At 51.7% G+C, this 22,615-nt stretch carries 19 protein-coding genes and 1 riboswitch; all 19 genes read right to left on the bottom strand.

Going from position 1 to position 22,615, the window contains the following annotated elements; all coding sequences use genetic code 11:
* Nucleotides 1-84 precede the first annotated feature (84 nt).
* On the bottom strand, nt 85-2,088 hold the full coding sequence (gene ligA / locus BLV22_RS12385) for an NAD-dependent DNA ligase LigA (RefSeq protein ID WP_091615871.1): 2,004 nt from the start codon (nt 2,086-2,088) through the stop codon (nt 85-87).
* 14 nt (nt 2,089-2,102) lie between these two features.
* Nucleotides 2,103-4,325, bottom strand: coding sequence for a DNA helicase PcrA (gene pcrA / locus BLV22_RS12380; RefSeq protein ID WP_091615868.1), 2,223 nt, complete (start codon nt 4,323-4,325; stop codon nt 2,103-2,105).
* A 72-nt stretch (nt 4,326-4,397) separates the two neighbouring features.
* The gene (pcrB, locus tag BLV22_RS12375) at nt 4,398-5,084 is read right to left on the bottom strand and encodes a heptaprenylglyceryl phosphate synthase (RefSeq protein WP_091615865.1); all 687 of its coding nucleotides are present in this window, start codon (nt 5,082-5,084) and stop codon (nt 4,398-4,400) included.
* Between the two features lie 227 nt (nt 5,085-5,311).
* Nucleotides 5,312-5,626, bottom strand: a complete 315-nt coding sequence (locus BLV22_RS12370; RefSeq protein WP_091615863.1) for a YerC/YecD family TrpR-related protein — start codon at nt 5,624-5,626, stop codon at nt 5,312-5,314.
* 115 nt (nt 5,627-5,741) lie between these two features.
* Nucleotides 5,742-7,484 carry an adenine deaminase C-terminal domain-containing protein gene (locus tag BLV22_RS12365; RefSeq protein ID WP_091615860.1) on the bottom strand — a complete coding sequence of 581 codons (1,743 nt, stop codon included), beginning with the start codon at nt 7,482-7,484 and terminating at the stop codon, nt 5,742-5,744.
* A 366-nt stretch (nt 7,485-7,850) separates the two neighbouring features.
* Nucleotides 7,851-9,101 (bottom strand): phosphoribosylamine--glycine ligase, encoded by a 1,251-nt coding sequence (purD, locus tag BLV22_RS12360; protein WP_091615857.1) that lies wholly within the window; start codon nt 9,099-9,101, stop codon nt 7,851-7,853.
* Between the two features lie 84 nt (nt 9,102-9,185).
* Complete coding sequence (purH, locus tag BLV22_RS12355; RefSeq protein ID WP_091615854.1) at nt 9,186-10,718, bottom strand: bifunctional phosphoribosylaminoimidazolecarboxamide formyltransferase/IMP cyclohydrolase; 1,533 nt, start codon at nt 10,716-10,718, stop codon at nt 9,186-9,188.
* Nucleotides 10,715-11,326, bottom strand: a complete 612-nt coding sequence (gene purN, locus BLV22_RS12350) for a phosphoribosylglycinamide formyltransferase (protein WP_091616219.1) — start codon at nt 11,324-11,326, stop codon at nt 10,715-10,717. Before purN ends, purH begins: the two co-directional genes overlap by 4 nt.
* A complete protein-coding gene (gene purM, locus BLV22_RS12345) occupies nt 11,323-12,360 on the bottom strand; it encodes a phosphoribosylformylglycinamidine cyclo-ligase (RefSeq protein ID WP_091615852.1) in 1,038 nt (345 codons plus the stop codon). The genes purN and purM overlap by 4 nt, the downstream gene beginning before the upstream one ends.
* A gap of 17 nt (nt 12,361-12,377) precedes the next feature.
* Nucleotides 12,378-13,799, bottom strand: coding sequence for an amidophosphoribosyltransferase (gene purF / locus BLV22_RS12340; protein WP_091615849.1), 1,422 nt, complete (start codon nt 13,797-13,799; stop codon nt 12,378-12,380).
* Nucleotides 13,775-16,003 (bottom strand): phosphoribosylformylglycinamidine synthase subunit PurL, encoded by a 2,229-nt coding sequence (purL, locus tag BLV22_RS12335; RefSeq protein ID WP_091615846.1) that lies wholly within the window; start codon nt 16,001-16,003, stop codon nt 13,775-13,777. Before purL ends, purF begins: the two co-directional genes overlap by 25 nt.
* Nucleotides 15,987-16,670, bottom strand: coding sequence for a phosphoribosylformylglycinamidine synthase subunit PurQ (gene purQ, locus BLV22_RS12330; RefSeq protein ID WP_091615844.1), 684 nt, complete (start codon nt 16,668-16,670; stop codon nt 15,987-15,989). Before purQ ends, purL begins: the two co-directional genes overlap by 17 nt.
* Nucleotides 16,670-16,918 carry a phosphoribosylformylglycinamidine synthase subunit PurS gene (gene purS, locus BLV22_RS12325; protein WP_091615841.1) on the bottom strand — a complete coding sequence of 83 codons (249 nt, stop codon included), beginning with the start codon at nt 16,916-16,918 and terminating at the stop codon, nt 16,670-16,672. The genes purQ and purS overlap by 1 nt, the downstream gene beginning before the upstream one ends.
* Nucleotides 16,911-17,630 carry a phosphoribosylaminoimidazolesuccinocarboxamide synthase gene (purC, locus tag BLV22_RS12320; protein WP_091615839.1) on the bottom strand — a complete coding sequence of 240 codons (720 nt, stop codon included), beginning with the start codon at nt 17,628-17,630 and terminating at the stop codon, nt 16,911-16,913. Before purC ends, purS begins: the two co-directional genes overlap by 8 nt.
* Nucleotides 17,631-17,659: 29 nt before the next feature.
* Nucleotides 17,660-18,955: an adenylosuccinate lyase gene (gene purB, locus BLV22_RS12315; protein ID WP_091615836.1), complete on the bottom strand. Its 1,296-nt coding sequence runs from the start codon at nt 18,953-18,955 to the stop codon at nt 17,660-17,662.
* A 31-nt stretch (nt 18,956-18,986) separates the two neighbouring features.
* Nucleotides 18,987-20,126 carry a 5-(carboxyamino)imidazole ribonucleotide synthase gene (gene purK, locus BLV22_RS12310; RefSeq protein ID WP_091615833.1) on the bottom strand — a complete coding sequence of 380 codons (1,140 nt, stop codon included), beginning with the start codon at nt 20,124-20,126 and terminating at the stop codon, nt 18,987-18,989.
* Nucleotides 20,114-20,608 carry a 5-(carboxyamino)imidazole ribonucleotide mutase gene (gene purE, locus BLV22_RS12305; protein ID WP_091616216.1) on the bottom strand — a complete coding sequence of 165 codons (495 nt, stop codon included), beginning with the start codon at nt 20,606-20,608 and terminating at the stop codon, nt 20,114-20,116. Before purE ends, purK begins: the two co-directional genes overlap by 13 nt.
* A gap of 175 nt (nt 20,609-20,783) precedes the next feature.
* Nucleotides 20,784-20,885: riboswitch (purine riboswitch) on the bottom strand.
* A gap of 91 nt (nt 20,886-20,976) precedes the next feature.
* The gene (locus BLV22_RS12300; protein WP_091615829.1) at nt 20,977-21,177 is read right to left on the bottom strand and encodes an NETI motif-containing protein; all 201 of its coding nucleotides are present in this window, start codon (nt 21,175-21,177) and stop codon (nt 20,977-20,979) included.
* A gap of 106 nt (nt 21,178-21,283) precedes the next feature.
* Nucleotides 21,284-22,591 (bottom strand): Zn-dependent hydrolase, encoded by a 1,308-nt coding sequence (locus BLV22_RS12295; protein ID WP_091615826.1) that lies wholly within the window; start codon nt 22,589-22,591, stop codon nt 21,284-21,286.
* Between the last annotated feature and the right edge of the window lie 24 nt (nt 22,592-22,615).

Here is a 22,615-nt window from a genome sequence, read left to right as displayed (position 1 = left end):
TGCGTCCAGAGGTTTACATTTTTTTCTTTCCCATCTCTATCTTAGAAGGTATGTCCGAGTGAAACAAGCTACTTTTATCTTTTTTTATTCATTTGTCTGCTCAATCAACTGCTGTTCGTCCCAAACGGTAACGTCCAGCTCTCTCGCTTTTTCCAATTTAGAGCCGGCTTCTTCTCCTGCCACCACGATATCCGTGTTACTGCTGACGCTGCCGGTAACCTTTCCGCCCAACGCCTCAATACGTTCTTTGGCGTCCTTACGGGTTAATTCCTGCAGCTTGCCGGTAAGAACGACCGTTTTACCGCTGAATACTGTATCTGTTGCCTGTGCTGCTTTCCGCGGGCCTTTATATTCCATATTCAACCCGAGCCGGCGCAGTTCCCCGAGCAGTGCCGAAACGTTTTCCTGTTCAAAATAACTGACGATGGAATCCGCCACCTTCTCACCAATGTCATAAATGGCAAGAAGCTGCTCTTTATCTGCCTGTTCAAGCGCCTCCATCGTACCGAATTCTTCCGCGAGGGTCCGGGCCGCTTTAGAGCCGACAAACCGGATTCCAAGACCGAACAATAAGCGCTCCAATGAATTTTCTTTGGACGATTCAATCGCTCTCAACAGATTATCAACGGATTTTTCTCCCATACGCTCAAGCTCAAGCAGTTCATCCCGGTCGAGCTTATAAATGTCTTCAATGCCTGACACTAATTGATGCGAAAACAGCTGCTGAATCACCTTTTCTCCGAGACCGTCAATATTCATCGCTCCCCGGGAGACAAAATGAATCAACGCTTCCTGCAGCTGGGCCGGGCAGTTCGGGTTCATGCAGCGAAGAGCCACTTCCTCCTCGAGACGTACAAGCTCTGTTCCGCAGGAGGGGCACTCGGTCGGCATTTCAAATTCCCGTTCATTTCCTTCGCGGAGCTCTGTGAGCACACGCACGACCTCCGGAATAATATCCCCGGCCTTTTTAACGACAATCTGGTCCCCGAGTCTGATCCCTTTTTCCCGGATCAGGTCTTCATTGTGAAGCGAGGCCCGCTGCACCGTCGTCCCCGCCACCTGGACCGGCGTCAGCTTCGCTGTCGGGGTCACTACGCCGGTCCGTCCAACACTTAAAATAATATCCTCGAGCGTCGTCACTTTTTCTTCTGCCGGGAACTTATAGGCCGTCGCCCAGCGCGGACTTTTTGCTGTAAATCCAAGGTCCTCCCGCTGGCCTAAATCGTCCACCTTGATAACGATGCCATCGATTTCATAGGAGAGTCCGTTGCGGTTTTCCGTCCAGTAGTCCACAAATTCCAGCACTTCTTCGATGGTCCGGCATTTTTTTGTTTCCGGGTTCACTTTGAATCCGAGCTGCTCCATAAACTCAAGCGACTCAGCGTGCGTATTCACGTCGAGCTCATCGTCGTTGCCGGCGCCGTACAGGAAAATATCCAGGTTCCGCTTGGCCGCAATTTTCGGATCAAGCTGTCTGAGAGAACCCGCAGCTGCATTACGCGGGTTGGCAAACGGTTCCTCTCCATTTTTCTCCTTGTCTTCATTCAGGCTGAGAAACGAACGTTCCGGCATAAACACTTCCCCACGCACTTCAATATCCACCGCTTCGTCAAGACGCAGAGGGATCGCCCGGACCGTTTTCAGGTTATGGGTAATGTCCTCTCCGGTGGTGCCGTCGCCCCGGGTGGCCCCGAGGACGAAGAGTCCGTCCTCATAGGAAAGCGATACGGCCAGGCCATCGATTTTCAGCTCGCACACGTATTCCACATTGTCGCCGGTCACCTGGCGCACCCGCCGGTCAAAATCCCGCACATCCTGTTCGTTGAACGCGTTACCGAGGCTCAGCATCGGAATCCGGTGCTGCACCTTGCGAAAGCCCTCCAGTGGCGCTCCTCCGACCCGGACCGTTGGAGAATCGGGAGCCTGCAGATCCGGAAAATCATTTTCAAGCTGGATCAGCTCCTGCAGCCGTTCATCGTATTCCGCATCCGGCACGATTGGATTGTCTTTGACATAGTAATAATAGCCGTATTTATCCAACAGCTCACGGAGTTGTTGCACACGTTCTTCTGCTTGTTTTCTCTCCATCGGCTTCGTCCTTTCTACGCTTTTTCAATCGGGGCAAACGTGGCCATCAGCCGCTTGACGCCTTCGCTCGGAAAGGCAATGTCGAGCTCCATGTCATTGCCTTCACCGCGTACACTGACCACGGTACCGGTTCCCCATTTTTTGTGCTTGGCCTTGTCGCCGATATTCCAGGCAAGATCGCTGCCTCCGCTTGGCGTCGGTGCTTTGCTTTCCCGGGGCGCAGCTGTCGCGGCCTGGCGTTTGCGTTCAAACGGGGACGCCGTCTTCCCGCCGGCAGGAGCCTGCTGCTTTTCTTCACGCCCGGAAATCAGCTCCTGCGGGAGCTCCTGAATGAACCGCGACATCGGATTTGCCTGCGTTCGTCCGTACTGCATCCGCATGGAAGCGTGGGTCAGGTGAAGCTCCTGCTCGGCCCGGGTCATTCCAACGTAGGCGAGTCTGCGCTCTTCTTCCATCTCTTCGGGCTCAAACAGTGAACGGTTATGCGGGAAGATGCCTTCTTCCATCCCGATAAGAAACACGGTCGGAAACTCCAGTCCCTTGGCGGAGTGCAGGGTCATCATCGCTACCTTGTCCCGCACGTCTGTGTCGTCATTTTCGTTCAAATCAGCCACGAGCGCCAGATCCGTTAAAAAGGAAATTAATGATTTATCCTCACTCCGTTTTTCAAACTCCTGGGCTACCGTCATAAATTCTTCGAGGTTTTCGAGGCGGCTCTGGGACTCCAGCGAGCGTTCATTTTTCAGCGCTTCCCGGTAGCCGGTCTTCTCCAGCAGCTCTTCAACCAGTTCGGTGACTGAAAGGTAGTCCTGCATCTCCATCCAGTGCTTCATCTGCTCGGCAAAGGACTGCAGCTTTTTGACCGGTCCGGCGCCGAGACCAATCTGATCGGCCTCCTGCAGCGCATGGATGAGGGAAATATCCTGACTCGCAGCATATTTTGTCACCTTTTCCATCGTGGAGGCTCCGATGCCCCGTTTCGGCACGTTTACAATCCGGCCCAGACTGATGTCGTCGTCCGGATTCGCGACTGTCCGCAAATAGCCGAGCAGGTCCTTGATTTCTTTCCGGTCGTAGAACTTGGTGCCGCCGATCATATTGTATTCAACGCCTGATTTGACGAACATTTCCTCAATCACACGGGACTGCGCGTTCGTCCGGTACAAAACGGCAATATCGCCGTGGCGTATATCCTTCTTTCTCGTAATTTCTTTAATTTTATCCACTACGTAATACGCTTCGTCGCGTTCATTGGAGGCCTGAAAATAATAGATGTTTTCCCCATCCGGATTCGACGTCCAGAGCGTTTTTTCTTTACGTCCGGCATTGTTTTTAATCACTTCATTTGCCGCACGCAGAATCGTTTTCGTCGACCGGTAGTTCTGTTCGAGGAAAATAGTGACCGCTTCCGAGTAGTCGCGCTCAAAGGAAAGGATATTTTGTATATCCGCCCCGCGCCACTTGTAGATGGACTGGTCCGAATCCCCTACAACACAGAGATTGTGCCGCTTTGCTGCGAGCATGTTCACGAGCATGTACTGCGCCCGGTTGGTATCCTGGTATTCGTCCACATGAATGTACTGGAATTTCCGCTGGTAAAACTGCAGCACCTCCGGCACGTCTTCAAACAGCTGGATCGTTTTCATGATTAGATCGTCAAAGTCAAGGGCATGGTTGTTCCGGAGCCGGCGCTGGTACTCTTTATAAACATCCGCTGCAATTTCTTCGAACGGCCCTTCTGCTCTTTCTGCAAACTGATTCGGTGTTTCAAGCACGTTTTTATTGGACGAAATCATGCCAAGGATCGCCCGTGGTTCAAATTTTTTCGAGTCGATATTCTGGTCTTTTAAGATCTGCTTGATGACAGACAGCTGGTCGCTTGAATCCAGTATCGAAAAGTTCCGGTTATAGCCGATCCGGTCGATGTCCCGGCGGAGAATACGGACGCACATCGAGTGAAAGGTCGACATCCAAATGTCCTCCGCAACCGGGCCGACGAGTTTACCGACACGCTCTTTCATTTCTTTGGCTGCTTTATTTGTAAAAGTAATCGCAAGAATCGCGTAAGGCGGAATCATTTTTTCTCTGATTAAGTAAGCAATCCGGTGGGTTAACACCCGGGTTTTTCCGCTTCCCGCCCCGGCCATAACCAGAAGTGGGCCTTCTGTATGCTGCACCGCCCGTTTCTGCGGCTCGTTCATTCCGGATAACATGCGCTCAATGATTTGTCGCTGCATGATGCCACCGCCTTTCATAAGTATCAAGGAACATACGTTCCTGCTCAGTATACCGAATATTTGTGATTCACGCTATGGTCTGACCGCCTTGACGGTCTGAATTGCTTTTTTGATGTCTTCATACACAATGTCTCCGACTACGATGGTATCTGCGTAAGCAGCCATTTCCGCTGCCTGTTCCTTCGAACGGATGCCGCCGCCGTAAAAGAGCCTTGCTTCCTGCAATGCTTTGCGTGCTTCCTGAACCATGCGCACATCTCCGTAGGTGCCGCTGTATTCTATATAAAAAATCGGAAGATGAAACAACCGGTCCGCCATCGCGGCATATGCTTCAATATCCTCGTCCGTCTGTTCCGTCTTCGCCTCTGTTAACGCTGCTGCCTTGGCATCCGGATTTAAAATGCAGTATCCTTCCGCCAGCACTTTCTCCTGCTCGAGGGCCGGGCCCATTTCCTTCAGTGCCTCCTGATGCAGCCCAGTAATCCAGCGCGCATCCCCGGCGTTTAACACCGTCGGCACGAGGTAGCAGTCAAAGCCGGGCGTCACGGCCTCTATATTTGAGATTTCAAGCGCGCATGCGACTGGAAACCGTCGCACCCGGGCCAGAAGATTCAATGTATTATCAAGGGTAACCCCGTCGCTTCCTCCTACAACGACCGCATCTGTTCCCGACTCACATATGTGTTCTAAATCTTCGTCGCTGATCGCTTTCGCCGGGTCCAGCTTGAAGACATGTTTCCATTCTGAATATGATAGCATTCTGACGTACTCCCTTTATGCAAATAGATAAGCTCAGACACGTTCTCCTTTGAAGCTTCTGATACCTGAAACGGCCAAACATCCCGGGCCTTTCCGCTTTTCTTTCTTCAGTCTTTCATTATACCAAATCCACCGCCGTTACTAAATAAACTTATACCGTTTACCCCGCAAAAAAACTCCCATCCGGCAGTCCGGCGGGAGTTTTATACGCGTCTGTCTGTTACGCTCTATTGTGAGTCCTGTTCCTGTTTTTCATTATGCACACGGTCGAGAGTCATTTGGTAACTGTCGTTTCCATAATTCAGGCACCGTTTCACACGTGATATGGTTGCGGTGCTTGCACCGGTTTCCAATTCAATTTTGTGATACGTATATCCGTGCTGAAGCATTCTCGCTACTTCAAGCCGTTGGGCAAGTGATTGAATTTCATTAATCGTGCATAGATCGTCAAAAAATTCATAGCACTCATCAATATTTTTTAACGAAAGGATCGCCTGAAAGAGCTGATCGAGCTCTTTCCCCCTTAATTTGTCAATCTGCAACACACTACACTCCTTTTTGGCTACGTGACAGACGAAGGTATTTATTCATAAAGCGACGCGTAAAACAGTTTCATCCAAGCTGAAACTAGCTGATATCAGTACCTACTTTTACAGTTTAACGCATAATGGCAGGAAAGAGTACCATTTTTTTATGAACGTCATATATACCTTTTTGCGTAACCCTGATGTACGGGAGATGAGTCGCTGCAAAAAATAAGAGAGAATAAATCGGATCCTCATGCGGATAGCCCCGGTTCTTAAGCGCGGCTACCATTTTTTCATGCTCTTCAATAACTTCTTCCATCGGCTTCGAGGACATCAGGCCGAAAATATCCAGGGAAATACGCTCCACCACTTCCCCGTCCTCAACCAGAAAAATTCCGCCTTTATTTTTAATCAGTTCTTCGGCTGCTTTTTCCATATCTTCTTTATGCTTGCCGATCATCATAATATCGCCGTTGTTATTAAAGGATGAGGCGAATCCGTCCACCTTGGTCGCAAATCCTTTTAAGATCGTATTAACCCGCCAGTTGCCGTAGCGGTCAACGACCATGAAAAAGGACTCGTCGTGGGTTTTCCACAGCTCATCATTATTTGCTTCAATGCCGATATGGTAAGGCTTTAAAATAACGGAATTCATCAGTTCAATTCCCATCGGCATCGAAAAGTGAAAGTCACTGTCTTTTAATTTCCAATCAATGTCAAGCGGAGTGACGCCGTATTTTTCCCATTCGAACGGCTTCTTCGGATACAGGTTCGTTTCATCCTTATACACCCACTGCCCTTTGGCAAGCACGGCTTCAGGCTTAGGCTCGCGCTTATCCGATAAAATATTCAGGTGCGCAAGCCGTCCTGGCGCAATCATGCCGATTAAATTGTCGAGGCCGAGGTGAACCGCCGCGTTATACGAGCCCATTTCATACGCATCGATTTCGGGAACGCCCTTATCCAGACAGATTTGAATGGTCCGGTCAATAACACCTTCTTTATAAAAGGCCGGCGTGGATCCGTCAGTGTTCAGTGTAAAACGGCGAAAGTCCGTGATTCCGGCCTCCAGCAGCCCTTCGACCATATCCGGCAGGTCCGGCCGGATCGAGGAGTAGCGAAGCGAGGTCACAAGGCCTGCGTCCAGTCGGCGCAGTGCTTCTTCAGCGGTCATCGCTTCATGCTCCCCGTCCACGCCGAGCAGTGCCATCTGCGTAATTGTCGATACCGAGGAGCCCGGCAGGTGCCCTTCAATCGGCTTGTTCAACTCTTTTGTGTACTGCATCCAGTGCAGGATCGTATCATTGCCGGTCATTACTTTAGGCCACGAAGTCAGTTCTCCCCCCTGGACGACGAGCGGATGCTCCAGCCAGTCCTTCATATTCGACGGCGAAAACCACCGGTCTTCTTCCTCGAGCTCTGTCTGCGAGTCATACCGGGCCCACCAGAACATGGACGTAGGCAGCTCCCCAAGGTCTTCAATAGCGGAAAGCGCCTGGTATTTCTCCATATTTAAAAACAGAAACAAATTGTCGTTCACAAGTGTGGTCGTCCCGCGCACAGACGCATATTCCGCCAGTGTCTGCGGGCTGTACAACTGGAACGGGTGGGCGTGCGGTTCAATATAGCCTGGCACCACCCACTTTTCGCTGCAGTCGACGATTTCTGAACCGTCTGTTTTTTCCGGCCATTCAGGTCCGGCGTACATAATACGGTCGTCATATATCCATATATGCCCGCGGCTCCAGCTTTTGCGGGCACTATTTAAGTACGTTGCATCTTTTAAAATAATGGAGGGAGCTGTTTCGCCCCTCATCACGGAAAGATGGTCTCTTAATGTTGATTTGCTCCAATGATACAGCTTATTTGCCATCCAAACATCTCTCCTCCTGCACACAGTTCGTTGCTCGATTTCATTTCCCCTATCATATCACAAATGTAAACGCTTTTTTATATTTTCAGGTGACAATTTTGAAACGTTTTCCTTTTTTATAACTGTTTTTATAGTTTCACAAAAATAGTGAAACAGTTTCAGTCAATTGTCAGAATTCACTTAAAATATTAGGAAATTTCATTAAAAAACCGATAAAACTGTACTAATATTTTTATCCTGCTTATTGTAACAGAATCCCGTGCCCAGGAGAAAGAAAATGGCAAGAAATATAACATAAAATTCATATTCGCTTTGCAAAGTTCATAAAAAAACTGTTTCTGCCGTCAGCAGAAACAGTCTTCCTTTTCACTGTTGCAGCGCCCGAAAACCAATATCGGTGCGGTAAAACAAATTACCCGTATCGAGTTCCTTCATTTTCTCGTACACCTGTGCCTTCGCTTCCCCCAGGGTCGCCGCCTTTTCCGACAGCAGCAGCACCCGGCCGCCGCTGTTTACATATCCGCCGTTTTTCTTTTCCACTCCCGCGAAAAAAAGAAGGGGACTTTCCGGCACATGGTGGATGGGACGGTTCTTTTCATAGCTGCCGGGATAGCCTTTAGAGGCGGCTACTACCCCGACTACAGCATCTTCCGACCAGACCGGCTCCGGGGTTCCTCCATCGAGGAGGGTTACCAGAAGCTCTGCCAGGTCCGATTCGAGTCGCGGAAGCACGACCTGCGCTTCCGGATCGCCGAACCTCGCATTAAACTCAATCACCTTCGGTCCCCCAGACGTCATCATCAACCCGGCATAAAGCACACCAGTGAACGGCGCACCTTCCTGCACCAGGCCGGAGGCGGCCGGTTGGATCACTTTTTCCACCGCTTCATCGATGTCTTTTTGAGTAAACTGAGGCACGGGGCTGTAGGCGCCCATTCCTCCGGTATTGGGCCCTTCATCGTTGTCGTATGCACGTTTATGATCCTGCGCAGCCACCATCGGCACGACCGTTTCGCCGTGTACAAAAGCCATTAAAGACAGCTCTTCTCCCTCTAAAAACTCTTCAATAACTACTTCGGCACCCGCTTCGCCGAACTTGTGATCCTTCAGCACTTCTTCAAGCGCCTGCACCGCCTCTGCTTCGGTCATCGCCACGGTGACCCCTTTACCGGCTGCCAGGCCGTCTGCTTTTATGACAATCGGTGCTCCCTGGCTGCGTACATAAGCTACTGCTTCTTCGTATTTTGAAAAGGAAGCATAGGCCCCGGTCGGGATATTATAGCGTTCCATAACTTCTTTCGCGTACGACTTACTTCCTTCAATCATAGCTGCTTTCTCACTCGGACCGAACACACGCAGGCCTTCCCGTTCGAAACGGTCGGAAAGCCCGTCTAACAACGGGGCTTCCGGTCCAATCACGGTCAGCTCCACCTTCTTTTCTTTTGCAAAGGCAACCAGGCTTTCCTGATCGGTTTCCGCTATGTTCACGCATTCCGCGTAATTCTCCATCCCGTCATTACCCGGCGCTGCATACACGCGGGTCACACTCGCACTTTTTGCAAAGGCATAAGCAAGTGCATGCTCCCGGCCGCCTGCTCCTACTACTAAGACATTCATCGCCATCCTCCTGTTCAAAAACCGTTATATCCATGCCTGTTTCAAAGAAAAGCCCGGGATACGGGACCCCGGGCTTTTCGGCTCTTAATGCCTGAAATGGCGCATGCCGGTAAACACCATAGTAATACCCAATTCATTGGCCCGGTCGATGGACTCCTGGTCCCGGATCGATCCACCCGGCTGAATGATCGCTGAAATTCCCGCTTCTCCAGCTGTTTCCACTGTGTCCTGCATTGGGAAAAAAGCATCGGAGCCAAGTGCGCTGTGCAGCGCTTCCTCCCCGGCCTGATCAATAGCAATCCCGGCCGATCCGACCCGGTTCATCTGACCAGCGCCAATACCTATCGTCTGGACATTTTTCGTCAATACGATCGCATTGGATTTAACATGCTTTACTACCTTCCAGGCGAGCTTCAGGTCTTCCCACTCGGCCTCTGTCGGTTCCCGCTCTGTTACCACCCGCACGTCTGCGTCCAGAAATCCTTTGGTATCTTCATCCTGCACAAGCAGACCACCGTGGATGGAAGTCAGCTGAGAACGGGTCTCCACCACTCCTTCGAGTGTTACTGTCAGCAGACGGATATTTTTCTTCTGCGTCAACAGATCAAGGGCTTCCTGTGAAAAGCTCGGAGCGATTACAATTTCAAGGAAGATTTCCTTCAGCTTCTCTGCGACCGCCTCAGTCACTTCGCCGTTAAACGCAACGATGCCGCCGAATATCGAGACCGGGTCTGCGGCATATGTTTTGTCGTAAGCTTCTTCGAGCGTTTCCCCAATTGCGACCCCGCACGGATTCATGTGCTTAACGGCCACCGAGGCCGGATGCGTAAACTCACGGATCATGCTGAGCGCTGCTTCGGCATCGTTAATATTATTATAGGACAGCTCCTTGCCGTGCAGCTGGAAGGCATTTGCAATCGAGCTGAGCGGCCCGATTGGCTCCCGGTAAAAGGCTGCCTCCTGATGCGGGTTTTCGCCGTAGCGCAGATCCTGCTTTTTCTCATACGTAACGGTGTACATTTCGGGATGCTTTTCCCCGGCTTCCCGGGTTAAATAATCCGCAATTAACGCGTCATAAGAAGCAGTGTGCCGGAACACCTTGGCCGCAAGCTTTTTGTTCGTCTCTGCTGATACCGCGCCGCCGTCATTTAATTCTGTAAGCACAAGCTCATAATCATCCGGATCTACGACGACTGTAACGTCTTCGAAGTTTTTCGCCGCCGCCCTGAGCATTGTCGGGCCGCCGATATCAATATTTTCAATGGCGTCCTCAAACGACTTGTCCGGGTTTTCGATCGTTTTTTTGAACGGGTACAGATTTACCACTACCAGGTCAATCGGTTCGATGCTGTGCTCCTTCAGCTGGGCTGTATGAGCATCGTCGCTGCGGCGGGCAAGCAGTCCGCTATGTATGTTTGGATGCAGCGTTTTCACCCGGCCATCAAGTATTTCTGGAAAGCCGGTGACGTCTGAAATTCCCGTGATCTGCACACCGCTTTCCTCGAGCACGCGGCTCGTTCCACCCGTGGAGATAATTTCAATTCCCTGCTTTTCAAGGCTTTTGGCCAGGGGGACAATACCCTCTTTATCTGACACACTAATTAATGCTCGTTTCATGAATGGTTGGCTCCCTCCGTATTGGTTTGTACTGTTTTAAGGGGACGGGCAATCCACTGCTGGACAATTTCCGGATAGAGCCGGTGTTCGACAGCCTGAATACCGGCTGTGAGTGTTTCGAACGAATCCGTCTCTTTTACATACAGCGGCTCCTGCGCAATAATGCTTCCAGTATCCATGCCTTCATCGACGTAATGAACCGTGACCCCCGTCACTTTTACTCCGGCGTCCCAAGCCTGCCTGATGGCATCTTTTCCGGGGAAAGCCGGAAGCAGCGACGGATGAACATTAATCATACGCCCGCCGTATTCTGTAAGCAGCGTATCGCCGATTAACCGCATGTAGCCTGCAAGCACGATCCGCTCCACCCCTTTAGCATATAATTCCTTCACGATCTCAGTTTCAAACGCTGCCTTGTTTTCATATTCCTTCGGCGAAAAAGCGAACACCGGAATGCCCTCTTCTTCGGCAAAAGCAAGGACCGGGGCGCGGGGCCTATCACATACAATCAGCACAAATTCCGCTTCGAGCCTCTGCTCTCGGGCAGCACGGACCAATGAACGGGCATTCGAACCAGTACCAGAGGCAAATAAGGCGAGCTTCATCAGCAAGTCGCCCCCTTCACCTGCACACCGCCGCCATCAGTCACTTCCCCGATGGCCCATGCCTCTTCCCCGGCCTGCTTCAGGGCCTGAAGCATGTTTTCTTTTTCCGCGGCTGGTACAGCCGTCATTAAGCCAATGCCCATATTAAAGGTGCCAAACATGTCTTCCGGGGATAAATGTCCCTCGTTTTGAATAAAAGGAAAAATCTCCGGCTGCTGCCAGCTGTGAATATCAAACATCGCCCCGCAGCCATCTGGAAGCATTCTCGGAACATTTTCAATAAAACCGCCGCCGGTAATATGAGCCATCCCTCTGGCTGTGCCCGCCTGCTTAATTGCTTTCGCTGCATTCACGTAAATCTTTGTCGGCTCGAGAAGCTCTTCCCCGAGCGGACGCTGAAAAGGCGGAACCGTGTCATTCATCGTAAACAACCCCTCTTCGAACAAAACCTTGCGCACAAGGGAAAACCCGTTGCTGTGCACGCCTGAGGAAGCTACCCCGATAATTACATCCCCGGGTCCGGCTTTTGGTTCAGCCAAAATATCCGCCTTTTCCGCCGCGCCAACGGCAAACCCGGCCAGATCGTATTCTTCTTCGCTGTACATTCCCGGCATTTCGGCGGTTTCTCCGCCAATGACAGCACAGCCTGCCTGTTCACAGCCGTCTGCTACGCCTTTTACGATTTGCTCAATTTTTTCCGGGTCTGCTTTTCCCAGCGCGAGATAATCCAGAAAATAGAGGGGATCGGCCCCCTGGACGGCGATATCATTTACACACATCGCCACCACATCCTGGCCGATCGTATCGTGCTTATTCATTTGAAAAGCGAGCATTAATTTCGTGCCGACACCGTCAGTGCCCGATATGAGCACAGGCTCTTTATAAGGAAGTCCGGAAATATCAAACATACCGCCAAAACCACCGAGAGCTCCCATCACTTCCGGGCGCCCGGTGCGGGCAATGTGTTTTTTCATCCGCTCTACCGCCTGGTATCCTGCTTCAACGTCTACACCGGCCCGCTTGTAAGCTTCAGACATCCGTAGACCCTCCTTTATTAACCATTCATAATTTTATCGTGCGGATGAAGCGTATCATCATAAATTTCTGTAGGGTATTTGCCGGTAAAGCACGCGAGGCACTGACCGCAGTTCGGCTCGCTCTTATCCCGGCCGATGCCGTTCTGCAGGCCCTCAATACTGATAAACGACAGTGAATCCGCCCCCATCAGATCGCGCATTTCATCGACGGTATAATTCGAAGCTATTAATTCTGCCTTCGTGGATGTATCTATCCCGTAAAAGCACGGGTGCGTAATCGGTGGTGACGTAATGCGTACGTGCACTTCGGTTGCTCCCGCTTCCTTCAGCATGCGGACAATCCGTTTGCTTGTCGTGCCGCGGACGATTGAATCATCCACCATGACCACCCGTTTACCTTCCACGACTCCGCGGACAGCAGACAGCTTCATCTTCACACCCTGCTCGCGCAGCGCCTGCGACGGCTGAATGAACGTCCGTCCGACATACCGGTTTTTTATCAGCCCGAGTTCATACGGCGTGCCGGTAGCTTCGGCAAAACCGATAGCAGCGGAAATCGAAGAGTCCGGCACCCCGGTCACTACGTCTGCTTCCACCGGCGCTTCTTTAGCCATTTCCTTGCCCAGGTTTTTTCTCGCCGTATGCACATTAATATTGTCCACATTGGAATCCGGCCGGGCAAAATAGACGTATTCCAGACTGCAGATCGCCCGGGACGTAGAGGTTGAAAACAACTCCGACCGCATGCCCGAGTCATCAATGCTGACAATTTCTCCCGGCTGCATATCCCGGACGTACTCAGCTCCGATCACGTCGAACGCACACGTCTCCGAAGCGACCACGTACGTGTCTCCAATTTTCCCGATCGTAAGCGGACGAAGGCCGTTCGGGTCCATGGCACAAAGCAGTTTGTCCTCAGTCATCACCGCAAAAGCATATGCACCTTCAATATAGGACAGGGCATCCTTCAGCTGATCCTCAAAGCGGGTTTCATCGCTTCTCTTGATTAAATGAGCAAGCACTTCAGTGTCCGAGGTGGATTGAAAAATGCTTCCTTTTCTCTCGAGCTCCTCTTTCACGTGGTTCGCATTCACAAGGTTTCCGTTATGCGCAATCGCAAGTCCTGTCGTCTGTGACTGAAAAAGCAGCGGCTGGCAGTTTACAAGACCGCCGCCGCCTGCCGTAGCGTAGCGTACGTGCCCGACGGCTGAGCTTCCCTGCAGCTGTTCGAGGTCCCCTTCTTTAAAGGCTTCCGTAATAAGACCGAGTCCCTTATGGCTAGACAATTTACCGCCGTCGCTGACGACGATGCCTGCCCCTTCCTGCCCGCGGTGCTGCAGACTGTGCAGCCCGTAATAGGTCAGCTGTGCCGCCTCCTCATGGTTCCAGACAGCAAACACACCACATTCTTCGTTTAAGCCTTTGATTTCACCAAGCATGGAATAGCTCCTTTCCAGGCGTTCTCCAACTCCTTGGCAGAAGCTTGAAGAATCGTCTCTCCCGATTCTTTGAGTAAGTGCAATGTTGCTTCTTCTGTCACTCTGCCGGCATACCTTGCGTCTGGTACCGTCTGTTCAAAAGCTTTCCGGTTTTCCGGTGTTACGGAAATCACATAGCGTGACTGCGTTTCAGCAAACAATTCATCGATAACATCCCCGGCGATCACTGCTTCCGCTCCGAGTCCGGTGCCAAACGTGCTTTCCGCAATTGCGACGGCAAGACCGCCTTCGGATACGTCATGCGCTGACTGAACCATTCCTTCCTGAATAGCCTTTAACACGTCGCGCTGTCTCCGGTACTCGGTGTCAAGATCAAGGTTCGGGGCCCGTCCGTCAATCGAGCCGGTCTGCATTTCCTGAATCTCGCTGCCGCCAAAGTCTTCTCCTGCTTCGCCGATAATGTATACGGCGTCTCCCGGCTGCTTAAACTCCTGGGTCGTAATATGGGCAAGCTCTTTAATCAGTCCGACCATGCCGACGACCGGCGTCGGGTAGATCGCGCCGTTCTGCGTTTCATTGTAGAGGGATACATTGCCGCCGATAACCGGTGTTTCAAGGGTTTTGCACGCTTCTGTCATCCCGTCAATTGATTTCTCAAACTGCCAGTAAATTTCCGGTTTTTCCGGATTACCGTAGTTCAGGCAGTCGGTCAGCCCGAGCGGCAGACCGCCCGAGCAGATAATGTTCCGGGATGCTTCTGCGATAACGATTTTCCCGCCCTGCTCCGGGTCAAGGCCGAGATAACGCGCATTGCAGTCGGTCGTCATTGCGAGTGCCTTGTCTTTGCCGCGCACCCGGAGCACCGCTGCATCAGAGCCCGGTAGTACGGCTGTGTTGGTGCGGACCATGTAATCGTACTGGTCGTACACCCATTCTTTGCTGGCGATCGTCGGCTGCTTTAAAAGATCCGTGAGCGTTTCTTTCGCGTCACTTACGTCCGGCCTCCATGCCTTCTGCTGCTGGCGTTTGCGGAACGCCTCCGGCTCCCGCGATTCTGGATAGTACACCGGTGCATCTTCAGCCAGGGCGTCCACGGGCACATCCGCAACCTTCCCACCATCGTGCCAGAGCACAAGGCGCTGTTCATCGATGACACGGCCGATTTCTGCCGAATGAAGCCCCCAGTGGCTGCAGATATCGTGAATCTCTTTTTCTTCGCCCTGTTTTACAACTAGAAGCATCCGCTCCTGGGATTCGGAGAGCATCATTTCATACGGGCTCATATTGAGCTCCCGCTGCGGTACCGTGTCAAGGTTCATTTCGATGCCTGAACCCGCCTTGCTGGCCATTTCTGCTGAAGAAGAAGTCAGCCCTGCAGCTCCCATGTCCTGAATCCCGACGAGCGATTCGCACTTCACGAGTTCGAGGCATGCTTCGAGCAGCAGCTTTTCCATAAATGGATCACCCACCTGCACGGAAGGACGCTTACTTTCCGATTCGTCGCTGATTTCTTCCGAAGCAAAAGTAGCTCCGTGGATACCGTCTTTACCAGTGCTTGCTCCGACGTAAATTACCGTGTTTCCGGCGCCGCTTGCAATTCCCTTCTGAATATCCTTATGGTCAATAAGCCCGACACACATCGCGTTGACGAGCGGATTGCCCTCATAGCTCGGGTCAAACTGCACTTCGCCTCCAACCGTCGGCACGCCGATGCAGTTTCCGTATCCGGCAATCCCGGCGACAACCTCTTCAAATAAATATTTCACCCGCGGTTTGACGAGCTCCCCGAAACGGAGCGAATTCATAATGGCGACCGGGCGGGCCCCCATTGAGAACACATCCCGGAGAATGCCGCCGACTCCGGTAGCCGCTCCCTGATAGGGTTCGATCGCTGACGGATGGTTGTGGCTTTCCATTTTAAATACAACCGCCTGTTCGTCACCGATGTCGATGATGCCGGCACCTTCCCCAGGTCCCTGCAGCACGCGCTCTCCCTCTGTTGGAAACTTTTTCAGCTGTGCTTTGGAATGCTTATAGCTGCAGTGCTCGGACCACATGACTGAAAACAGGCCGATTTCTGTATAATTTGGCAGGCGTCCGAGAATTTTTTTAATCATTTCGAATTCTTCGTCTTTAACGCCCATTTCCTGGTAGATTTTTTCCTGTTCAATCTGCTCTGCGGAAGGCTCAAGTAGTAAGGACATGGGATTTCCTCCATTGCTTCAATATTGACTGAAAGATTTTCAAGCCGTCGTCGCTGCCAAGAATCTGGTCGGTTGCGCGTTCCGGGTGCGGCATCATGCCCATCACATTGCCCTGCTTGTTTACAATGCCGGCAATCGCTTCTTTGGAGCCGTTAAAATTGTCTTCGTATGTGAACACAATCTGGTTGTTGGCCTGCAGATCCCTTAAGGTCTCGTCATCGCAGTAGTAGTTTCCTTCGCCATGGGCTACCGGGATCGTAATTCGTTCGCCCCCGGCGTATTCCGAGGTAAAACCAGTCTCATGATTCGCCACCACCAGGCGTGCCGGCCGGCAGATAAACTTCAGCGACCGGTTCCGCTGCATAGCTCCCGGAAGCAGTCCGGCTTCAAGCAGCACCTGAAATCCGTTGCATACGCCGAGAACCGGCTTGCCTTTTTCCGCCTGCTCCACGACGCTCGCCATGACCGGGGCAAAACGGGCAATTGCACCAGAACGAAGGTAGTCTCCGTAGGAAAATCCGCCGGGCAGAAGGATACCGTCATAATCCGCGACGCTTTCTTCGGTGTACCAGACTTTATCCACCGGCTCTCCGAGACCTTCCTGGATTGCGTAATACATGTCGTCATCACAGTTGGACCCTGGAAACACGATAACCGCGAACTTCATCAGGACACGCCCTTTCCGATCGTGTACGTATAATCTTCAATTACCGGATTGGACAGGAGCTTTTCACACATTTCTTCAATCCGGCCTTCAAGGTTGTTTCCTTCCTCTACTTCGAGCTCAATATATTTGCCGGTCTGGACAGATGCCACTTCATGGTACCCCATCGTCTGCAGGGCATTTCCAATCGTGCTTCCCTGCGGGTCAAGCACTCCCTCTTTTAATGTCACATACACTTGAACGTTAACCATGTGCAGCTCCCCCTAATCGCTGTAATATTTCAGTATAGCCTTCCTGAAGAGAACCAGTCCCGTAACGGAACAGATCTTTATCAAACTTCTGGCGGGTTTCTTTATCCCACAGCCGGCACGTATCCGGAGAAATTTCGTCGGACAGCAGCAGCTTCCCGTCCTCTGTCATGCCAAATTCAATTTTAAAGTCCACAAGCAGCAGGCCGTGATCGGAAAAATGCTTCTTTAGCGTTTCATTCACGTGTTCGGCTATCTGCTTCATATCCTTCACCTGTGACGGGGAAGCAGCCTGCAGCAGCCGGATATGATCATCGTTAATCAAAGGATCCCCAAGTTCGTCATCCTTGTAGTAGAATTCCACCACCGGCTGGGCGGTTTCAGTACCTTCTCCGATACCGGTGCGGCGGTGGAGGCTGCCGGCGACAATATTGCGTACTACAACCTCAAGGGGGATAATCGTCGTCTTCCTGACCGCCTGTTCGGTTTCAGAGAGCCGGTCCACGAAGTGGTTGTTTATGCCTTCTTCATGCAGCTTTTGAAACAGCAGGGAAGAAATTTCGTTATTCAGCCTGCCTTTCCCGGCGAGCACTTCTTTTTTCTCCCCGTTAAACGCAGTGGCATCGTCTTTGTACTCTACCCAGAGCGTATTTTCCACGTCTGTTTCATACAGTTTTTTGGCTTTTCCTTCATACAATAGAGCGCGTTTTTCCATCGCAGGCTCCTCCTTTGGACTATCCCTTATTATTCGATGCCGGCACGGGCGAAGATCGTATCGACTTCCTTCATGTGATGACGGTGGTCAAAGCAATCCTCGATTTCTTCACTGCTTAAAACATTTGTAATCGCCGGTTCATTTTCCACAAGCTCCCGGAACGGAATGCCTTTTTCCCAGGCCTCCATCGCTTTTGGCTGAACCGTGTCATACGCTTCCTCGCGCACCATGCCTTTGTTGATCAGCGTAAGCAGCACGCGCTGTGAAAAGACAAGGCCGAGCGTTTTGTCCATATTTGCTTTCATGTTGTCTTCAAATACTGTCAGGTTTTTCACGATATTGCCGAAGCGGTTCAGCATGTAATTGAGCGCCGTCGTCGCGTCTGGAATAATAATTCGTTCGGCTGATGAATGGGAAATATCTCGTTCATGCCAAAGCGGCACATTCTCATAGGCGGTCAGCATATGGCCGCGGATCACTCTCGCGAGGCCGGTCATGTTTTCCGAGCCGATCGGATTGCGTTTATGCGGCATCGCTGATGAACCCTTCTGCCCTTTAGCGAAAAACTCTTCGACTTCCCGCGTTTCGCTTTTTTGCAGGCTGCGGATTTCGACGGCCATTTTTTCAATCGAAGTGGCAATTAACGCGAGGGTGCTCATGTAATCTGCATGACGGTCCCGCTGCAGGGTCTGCGTCGATACCGGCGCTGCCTGAAGGCCAAGCTTCCGGCAGACCGATTCCTCGATAGCCGGCGGGATGTTGGCGAACGTTCCCACTGCTCCCGACAGCTTTCCAACGCGGATGCCTTCAGCCGCTGCGTCAAAGCGTTCGATATTGCGCTTCATTTCCTGATACCAGAGTGCAAGCTTAATGCCGAAGGTGGTGGGCTCTGCATGTACGCCGTGGGTGCGCCCCATCATGATCGTATGCTTATGCTCTTTTGCTTTGTTTTTTAAAATTTCGAGAAAGCGCTCCAGATCTGCCCGCAAAATATCATTGGCCTGCTTAATCAGGTAGGAAAGCGCCGTATCCACAACGTCAGTGGAGGTCAGGCCGTAATGAACCCATTTGCGCTCATCGCCGAGCGTCTCCGACACCGCCCGTGTAAATGCCACAACGTCATGGCGTGTTTCCTCTTCAATCTCCTGGATCCGTTCGATGTTAAAGGAAGCATTGTCTCTTATTTTTTTCACATCTTCCTTCGGAATGTCCCCAAGCTCCGACCAGGCTTCGCAGGCGCAGATTTCGACCTCCAGCCAGGCGTTGAAGCGGTTCTCTTCGGTCCAGATGGCACCCATTTCCGGGCGTGTATAACGATCGATCATAATCAGGTTCCTCCACTCTTCTCTTTAATAATTATTTCTCTATGTACTGCTTCCATACGTCCGAGGACCGGTCAATCGCGTCCTGAAGATCTTCCCGGAGTACCGTCCAGTGCCCCATTTTCCGGCCGGGCTTGGCTTCATCCTTGCCGTACAGATGCACATGGTCTTTGCTCCACTCTTCCATATGCGCGGTTACCGCTTCGACGTGTTCGCCGAGAATGTTGGTCATAACCACCGGCTGCTTCAGCCCGGCAGGTCCGAGCGGCAGACCGCAGACAGCGCGGATGTGCTGTTCAAACTGGGAGGTTTCACATGCCTCAATCGTATAGTGACCTGAATTGTGCGGCCGCGGTGCCACTTCGTTCACATACACCGTATCATCTTCTGTGACAAACATTTCCACTGCAAGAGTGCCGACAAGATCAACATGCTCGGCAAGCCGGTGGGCGATACGGATCGCTTCTTCATTCACAAAACGCGAAATTCTTGCCGGTACAATTGTCTGGTGCAGAACGTTATTAACATGGATATTTTCTCCGACCGGAAATACGCCGGTCTCACCGTGCACGCTCCGGGTGACAATGCAGGAAACTTCTTTTTGGAACGGAATCCACGCTTCGAGTACGAGCTCTTTGCCGTCGCTTCCCCCAAGGGTTTCAAACGCTGCTTCTGCGTCCTCTGCTGCCTTTAACACTACCTGCCCCTTGCCGTCGTAACCGCCGCGGCATGTTTTCAGCACGCTCGGTACGCCGATCTGCTTTACCGCTGCCGAAAGCTCTTCGCGGGAGGTCACCTGGTGGTACGGAGCTACTTTAATATTCGCTGCTTCAATTGCCTGTTTTTCACGAAGGCGGTGCTGTGCCGTATGAAGCAGCTGGCTGCCCTGCGGAAGATAGAGGGTATTTTCCAGATGCCTGGCTGTCTCTGCGTCAATATTTTCAAATTCATAGGTTAATACGTCACACGCTTCTGCCATTTTGTCAGCACCGGCACGGTCGTCATAAGCTGCTTCAATTTCAACATCTGCCACCTGCCCGGCAGGCGAGTCAGTTTTTGGTTCAAGCACGGCCACCCGGTAGCCCATTGGCTTGGCCGCAAACGCCATCATCCGTCCGAGCTGTCCGCCTCCAAGTATTCCAATTGTCTGTCCCGGCTTCATTACTCGCCCCATAGTTCATCTCCTGACTGCATGACCTGCTCACGCATTTGTTCTCTACGCTTATGCAGCTTATCTGCCAGCTTTTCATCAAAGGCTGAAATCATCTGAGCGGCCAGAAGGCCGGCATTTGTCGCTCCGGACGTTCCGATTGCGACAGTTGCTACCGGCACGCCGCCGGGCATCTGGGCGATGGATAAAAGCGAGTCCCATCCGCTTAAAGCCTTGGACTGCACCGGCACCCCAATGACCGGCAGGGTCGTTTTCGCCGCCACCATACCCGGCAGATGGGCCGCTCCCCCGGCACCGGCAATAATCACTTTTATTCCGCGCCCTCTTGCCTCAGCCGCATACTCAAACATATAATCCGGCGTCCGATGGGCGGATACGATATTCTTTTCAAACGGTACCCCGAGCTCATCGAGCACTTCGCATGCCTTCTGCATCGTTTCCCAGTCGGACGTGCTGCCCATTACTACTCCTACCTGCGGTTCCACTTGCGCCACTCCTTTGCTTTTCCTCACGTGCTTTTTGACATAAAGAAGCCCCGGTGCCAGATCCATCCCTAAAAAAGGATAGTCTTCCGCACTCCGGGGAAGGTCTCGTGAACGTATACGCTCTACTATAGAAGAAAAATTCAAGCCGAAGCTTCCACTATTTCAGACAAAGGCTTCGTTTGATCATTCTCCTCATAGTCCAGCAATTTACGGTTGCCGGGTAGAGACGCTCGAGCCTTATTCCCGAAAGTATATGAGGATTGTCATCGTTCTGTTTTTCTTGCTTACGTGTTTCAGCTTAACAAGTTGTTATATTATCTGTCAATCAAAATTCGAACAATTAGAATGACCAAAGCTCAAACGTTCGTTTATTTCTTTTTTGCTTCAAAACTGATTTCCTGACTCACCGGCACGTACTGTGTTTCCCCGTTAATGGTCTGCTCTTCAAATACAGGCTTTTCCATTCTGCGTACCGGCATAAAACCTTCTGCAGCAATGCGGGCGAGGCACTCTTCTACTGTTTCTTCTTCCTGTACGTAAAACATCTGTTTATTTTTCTTTTTTGCCATTCGTGTCGCTGCTCCTTATTTCTTTACTTCTATGCTTCTATTATAACAGGTTCTTTCTAAAAAAAACGAACGAAGCAGAATTTCATTTTCCGCTTCATTCGCTTATTTATCGTTCTTTTTCTGTGCCTATCGTTCGTATGGTCTCTTTTAAGACAGCAACGCCATTTACACAGTCCTTTAATTCAGTAAATTCCTCCGGCGTGTGGCTTTTGCCTTCGAAGCTCGGAACAAACAGGAGCCCGAACGGCACGTAGGCCCCGAACATCATGGCGTCATGGCTCGCCCCCGATACGAGGGATTCTGCAGCTAAGCCAATGCTCTGGGAGGCGTCCTCAATCGAACGCCGGATCCATTCAGGGACCGGCACCGGTTTTACTCTGAAGGCCACTTCATGAGAAACAGTAAGCCCACGGCGGCCGGCTATTTTTTCTGCTTCGCTTCGTGCCAGGCTGATCATCCGGTCCCGGACTTCCTCATCAAGGTCCCGGATATCCGCTGTCAGCCGGGCCTCTCCGGCAATTACGTTTGAACCGTTCGGCTCGATAGAAAGCCTTCCTACGGTAGCTACTGCACTATCACTGTGCATAGCTGGAAGCTGCTCCAAATACAGAATGAATTCTGCTGCTGCAGCGGCTGCGTCTTTCCTTATGTTCATCGGTGTATTGCCGGCGTGGTCCGTTTCCCCAAAAAAATCAACGTCAAGCCAGGAAGGGCCGGCGATTCCTTCTACCACTCCGATACTCGCCTCCTGCTGTTCGAGCTGTTTTCCCTGCTCCACATGCAGCTCTAAATATGCCCGCAGCCGTTCACGCGGGTAAATATTTTTCTCGGGCTTGTTCGGCGAATAGTCCATCAGCTTCATTGCCTCCGCCGCCGTCACTCCTTCGTCATCACGCATTTGAAAAAAATCATCCTTCGATATATCGCCGACGGCCGCACGGCTTCCGAGCATGCCGCTCCCAAAGCGCGCCCCCTCTTCATCGACGAAAACGGCAATTTCTATAGAACATTCCAGTTCGGCACCTTCTGCCTTCAATGCTTCTACGGCCATCAGGCTCGATACGCAGCCGAGAGCCCCGTCAAAAGCACCACCGTTTTTCACAGTGTCCAGATGAGAGCCGGTAAGGATAATCGGGGCTCCGGCTTGGCCAGACTCCCACAGGCCGTAAATGTTTCCTACACCATCTTCCCTCACACTCAGGCCCGCTTCCTCCATCCAGGAGCGAAAAAGATTTTTTGCCTGCTGCTCGTCTTCTGTATAGACATAACGTGTAATGCCACCCTCTTCCGTGCGGCCGACAGCCGCCAGTTCTTCGAGGCGTCTAGCCAAAACCTCGGGATCAATCGACGGAAAGCCCCTGCTTTCCTCAATCGTCTGGAGCAGGCGCTCCCTGCTGAACCCCTCGTTACCCAAAGCATCATCACTCCTTCTCTTCTT

The sequence above is a fragment of the Marinococcus luteus genome (assembly GCF_900106595.1).
Lineage (GTDB): Bacteria > Bacillota > Bacilli > Bacillales > Marinococcaceae > Marinococcus > Marinococcus luteus.
Note: the sequence above shows the minus strand (reverse complement) of the source record. Positions and strands in the feature narration are given on the sequence as shown.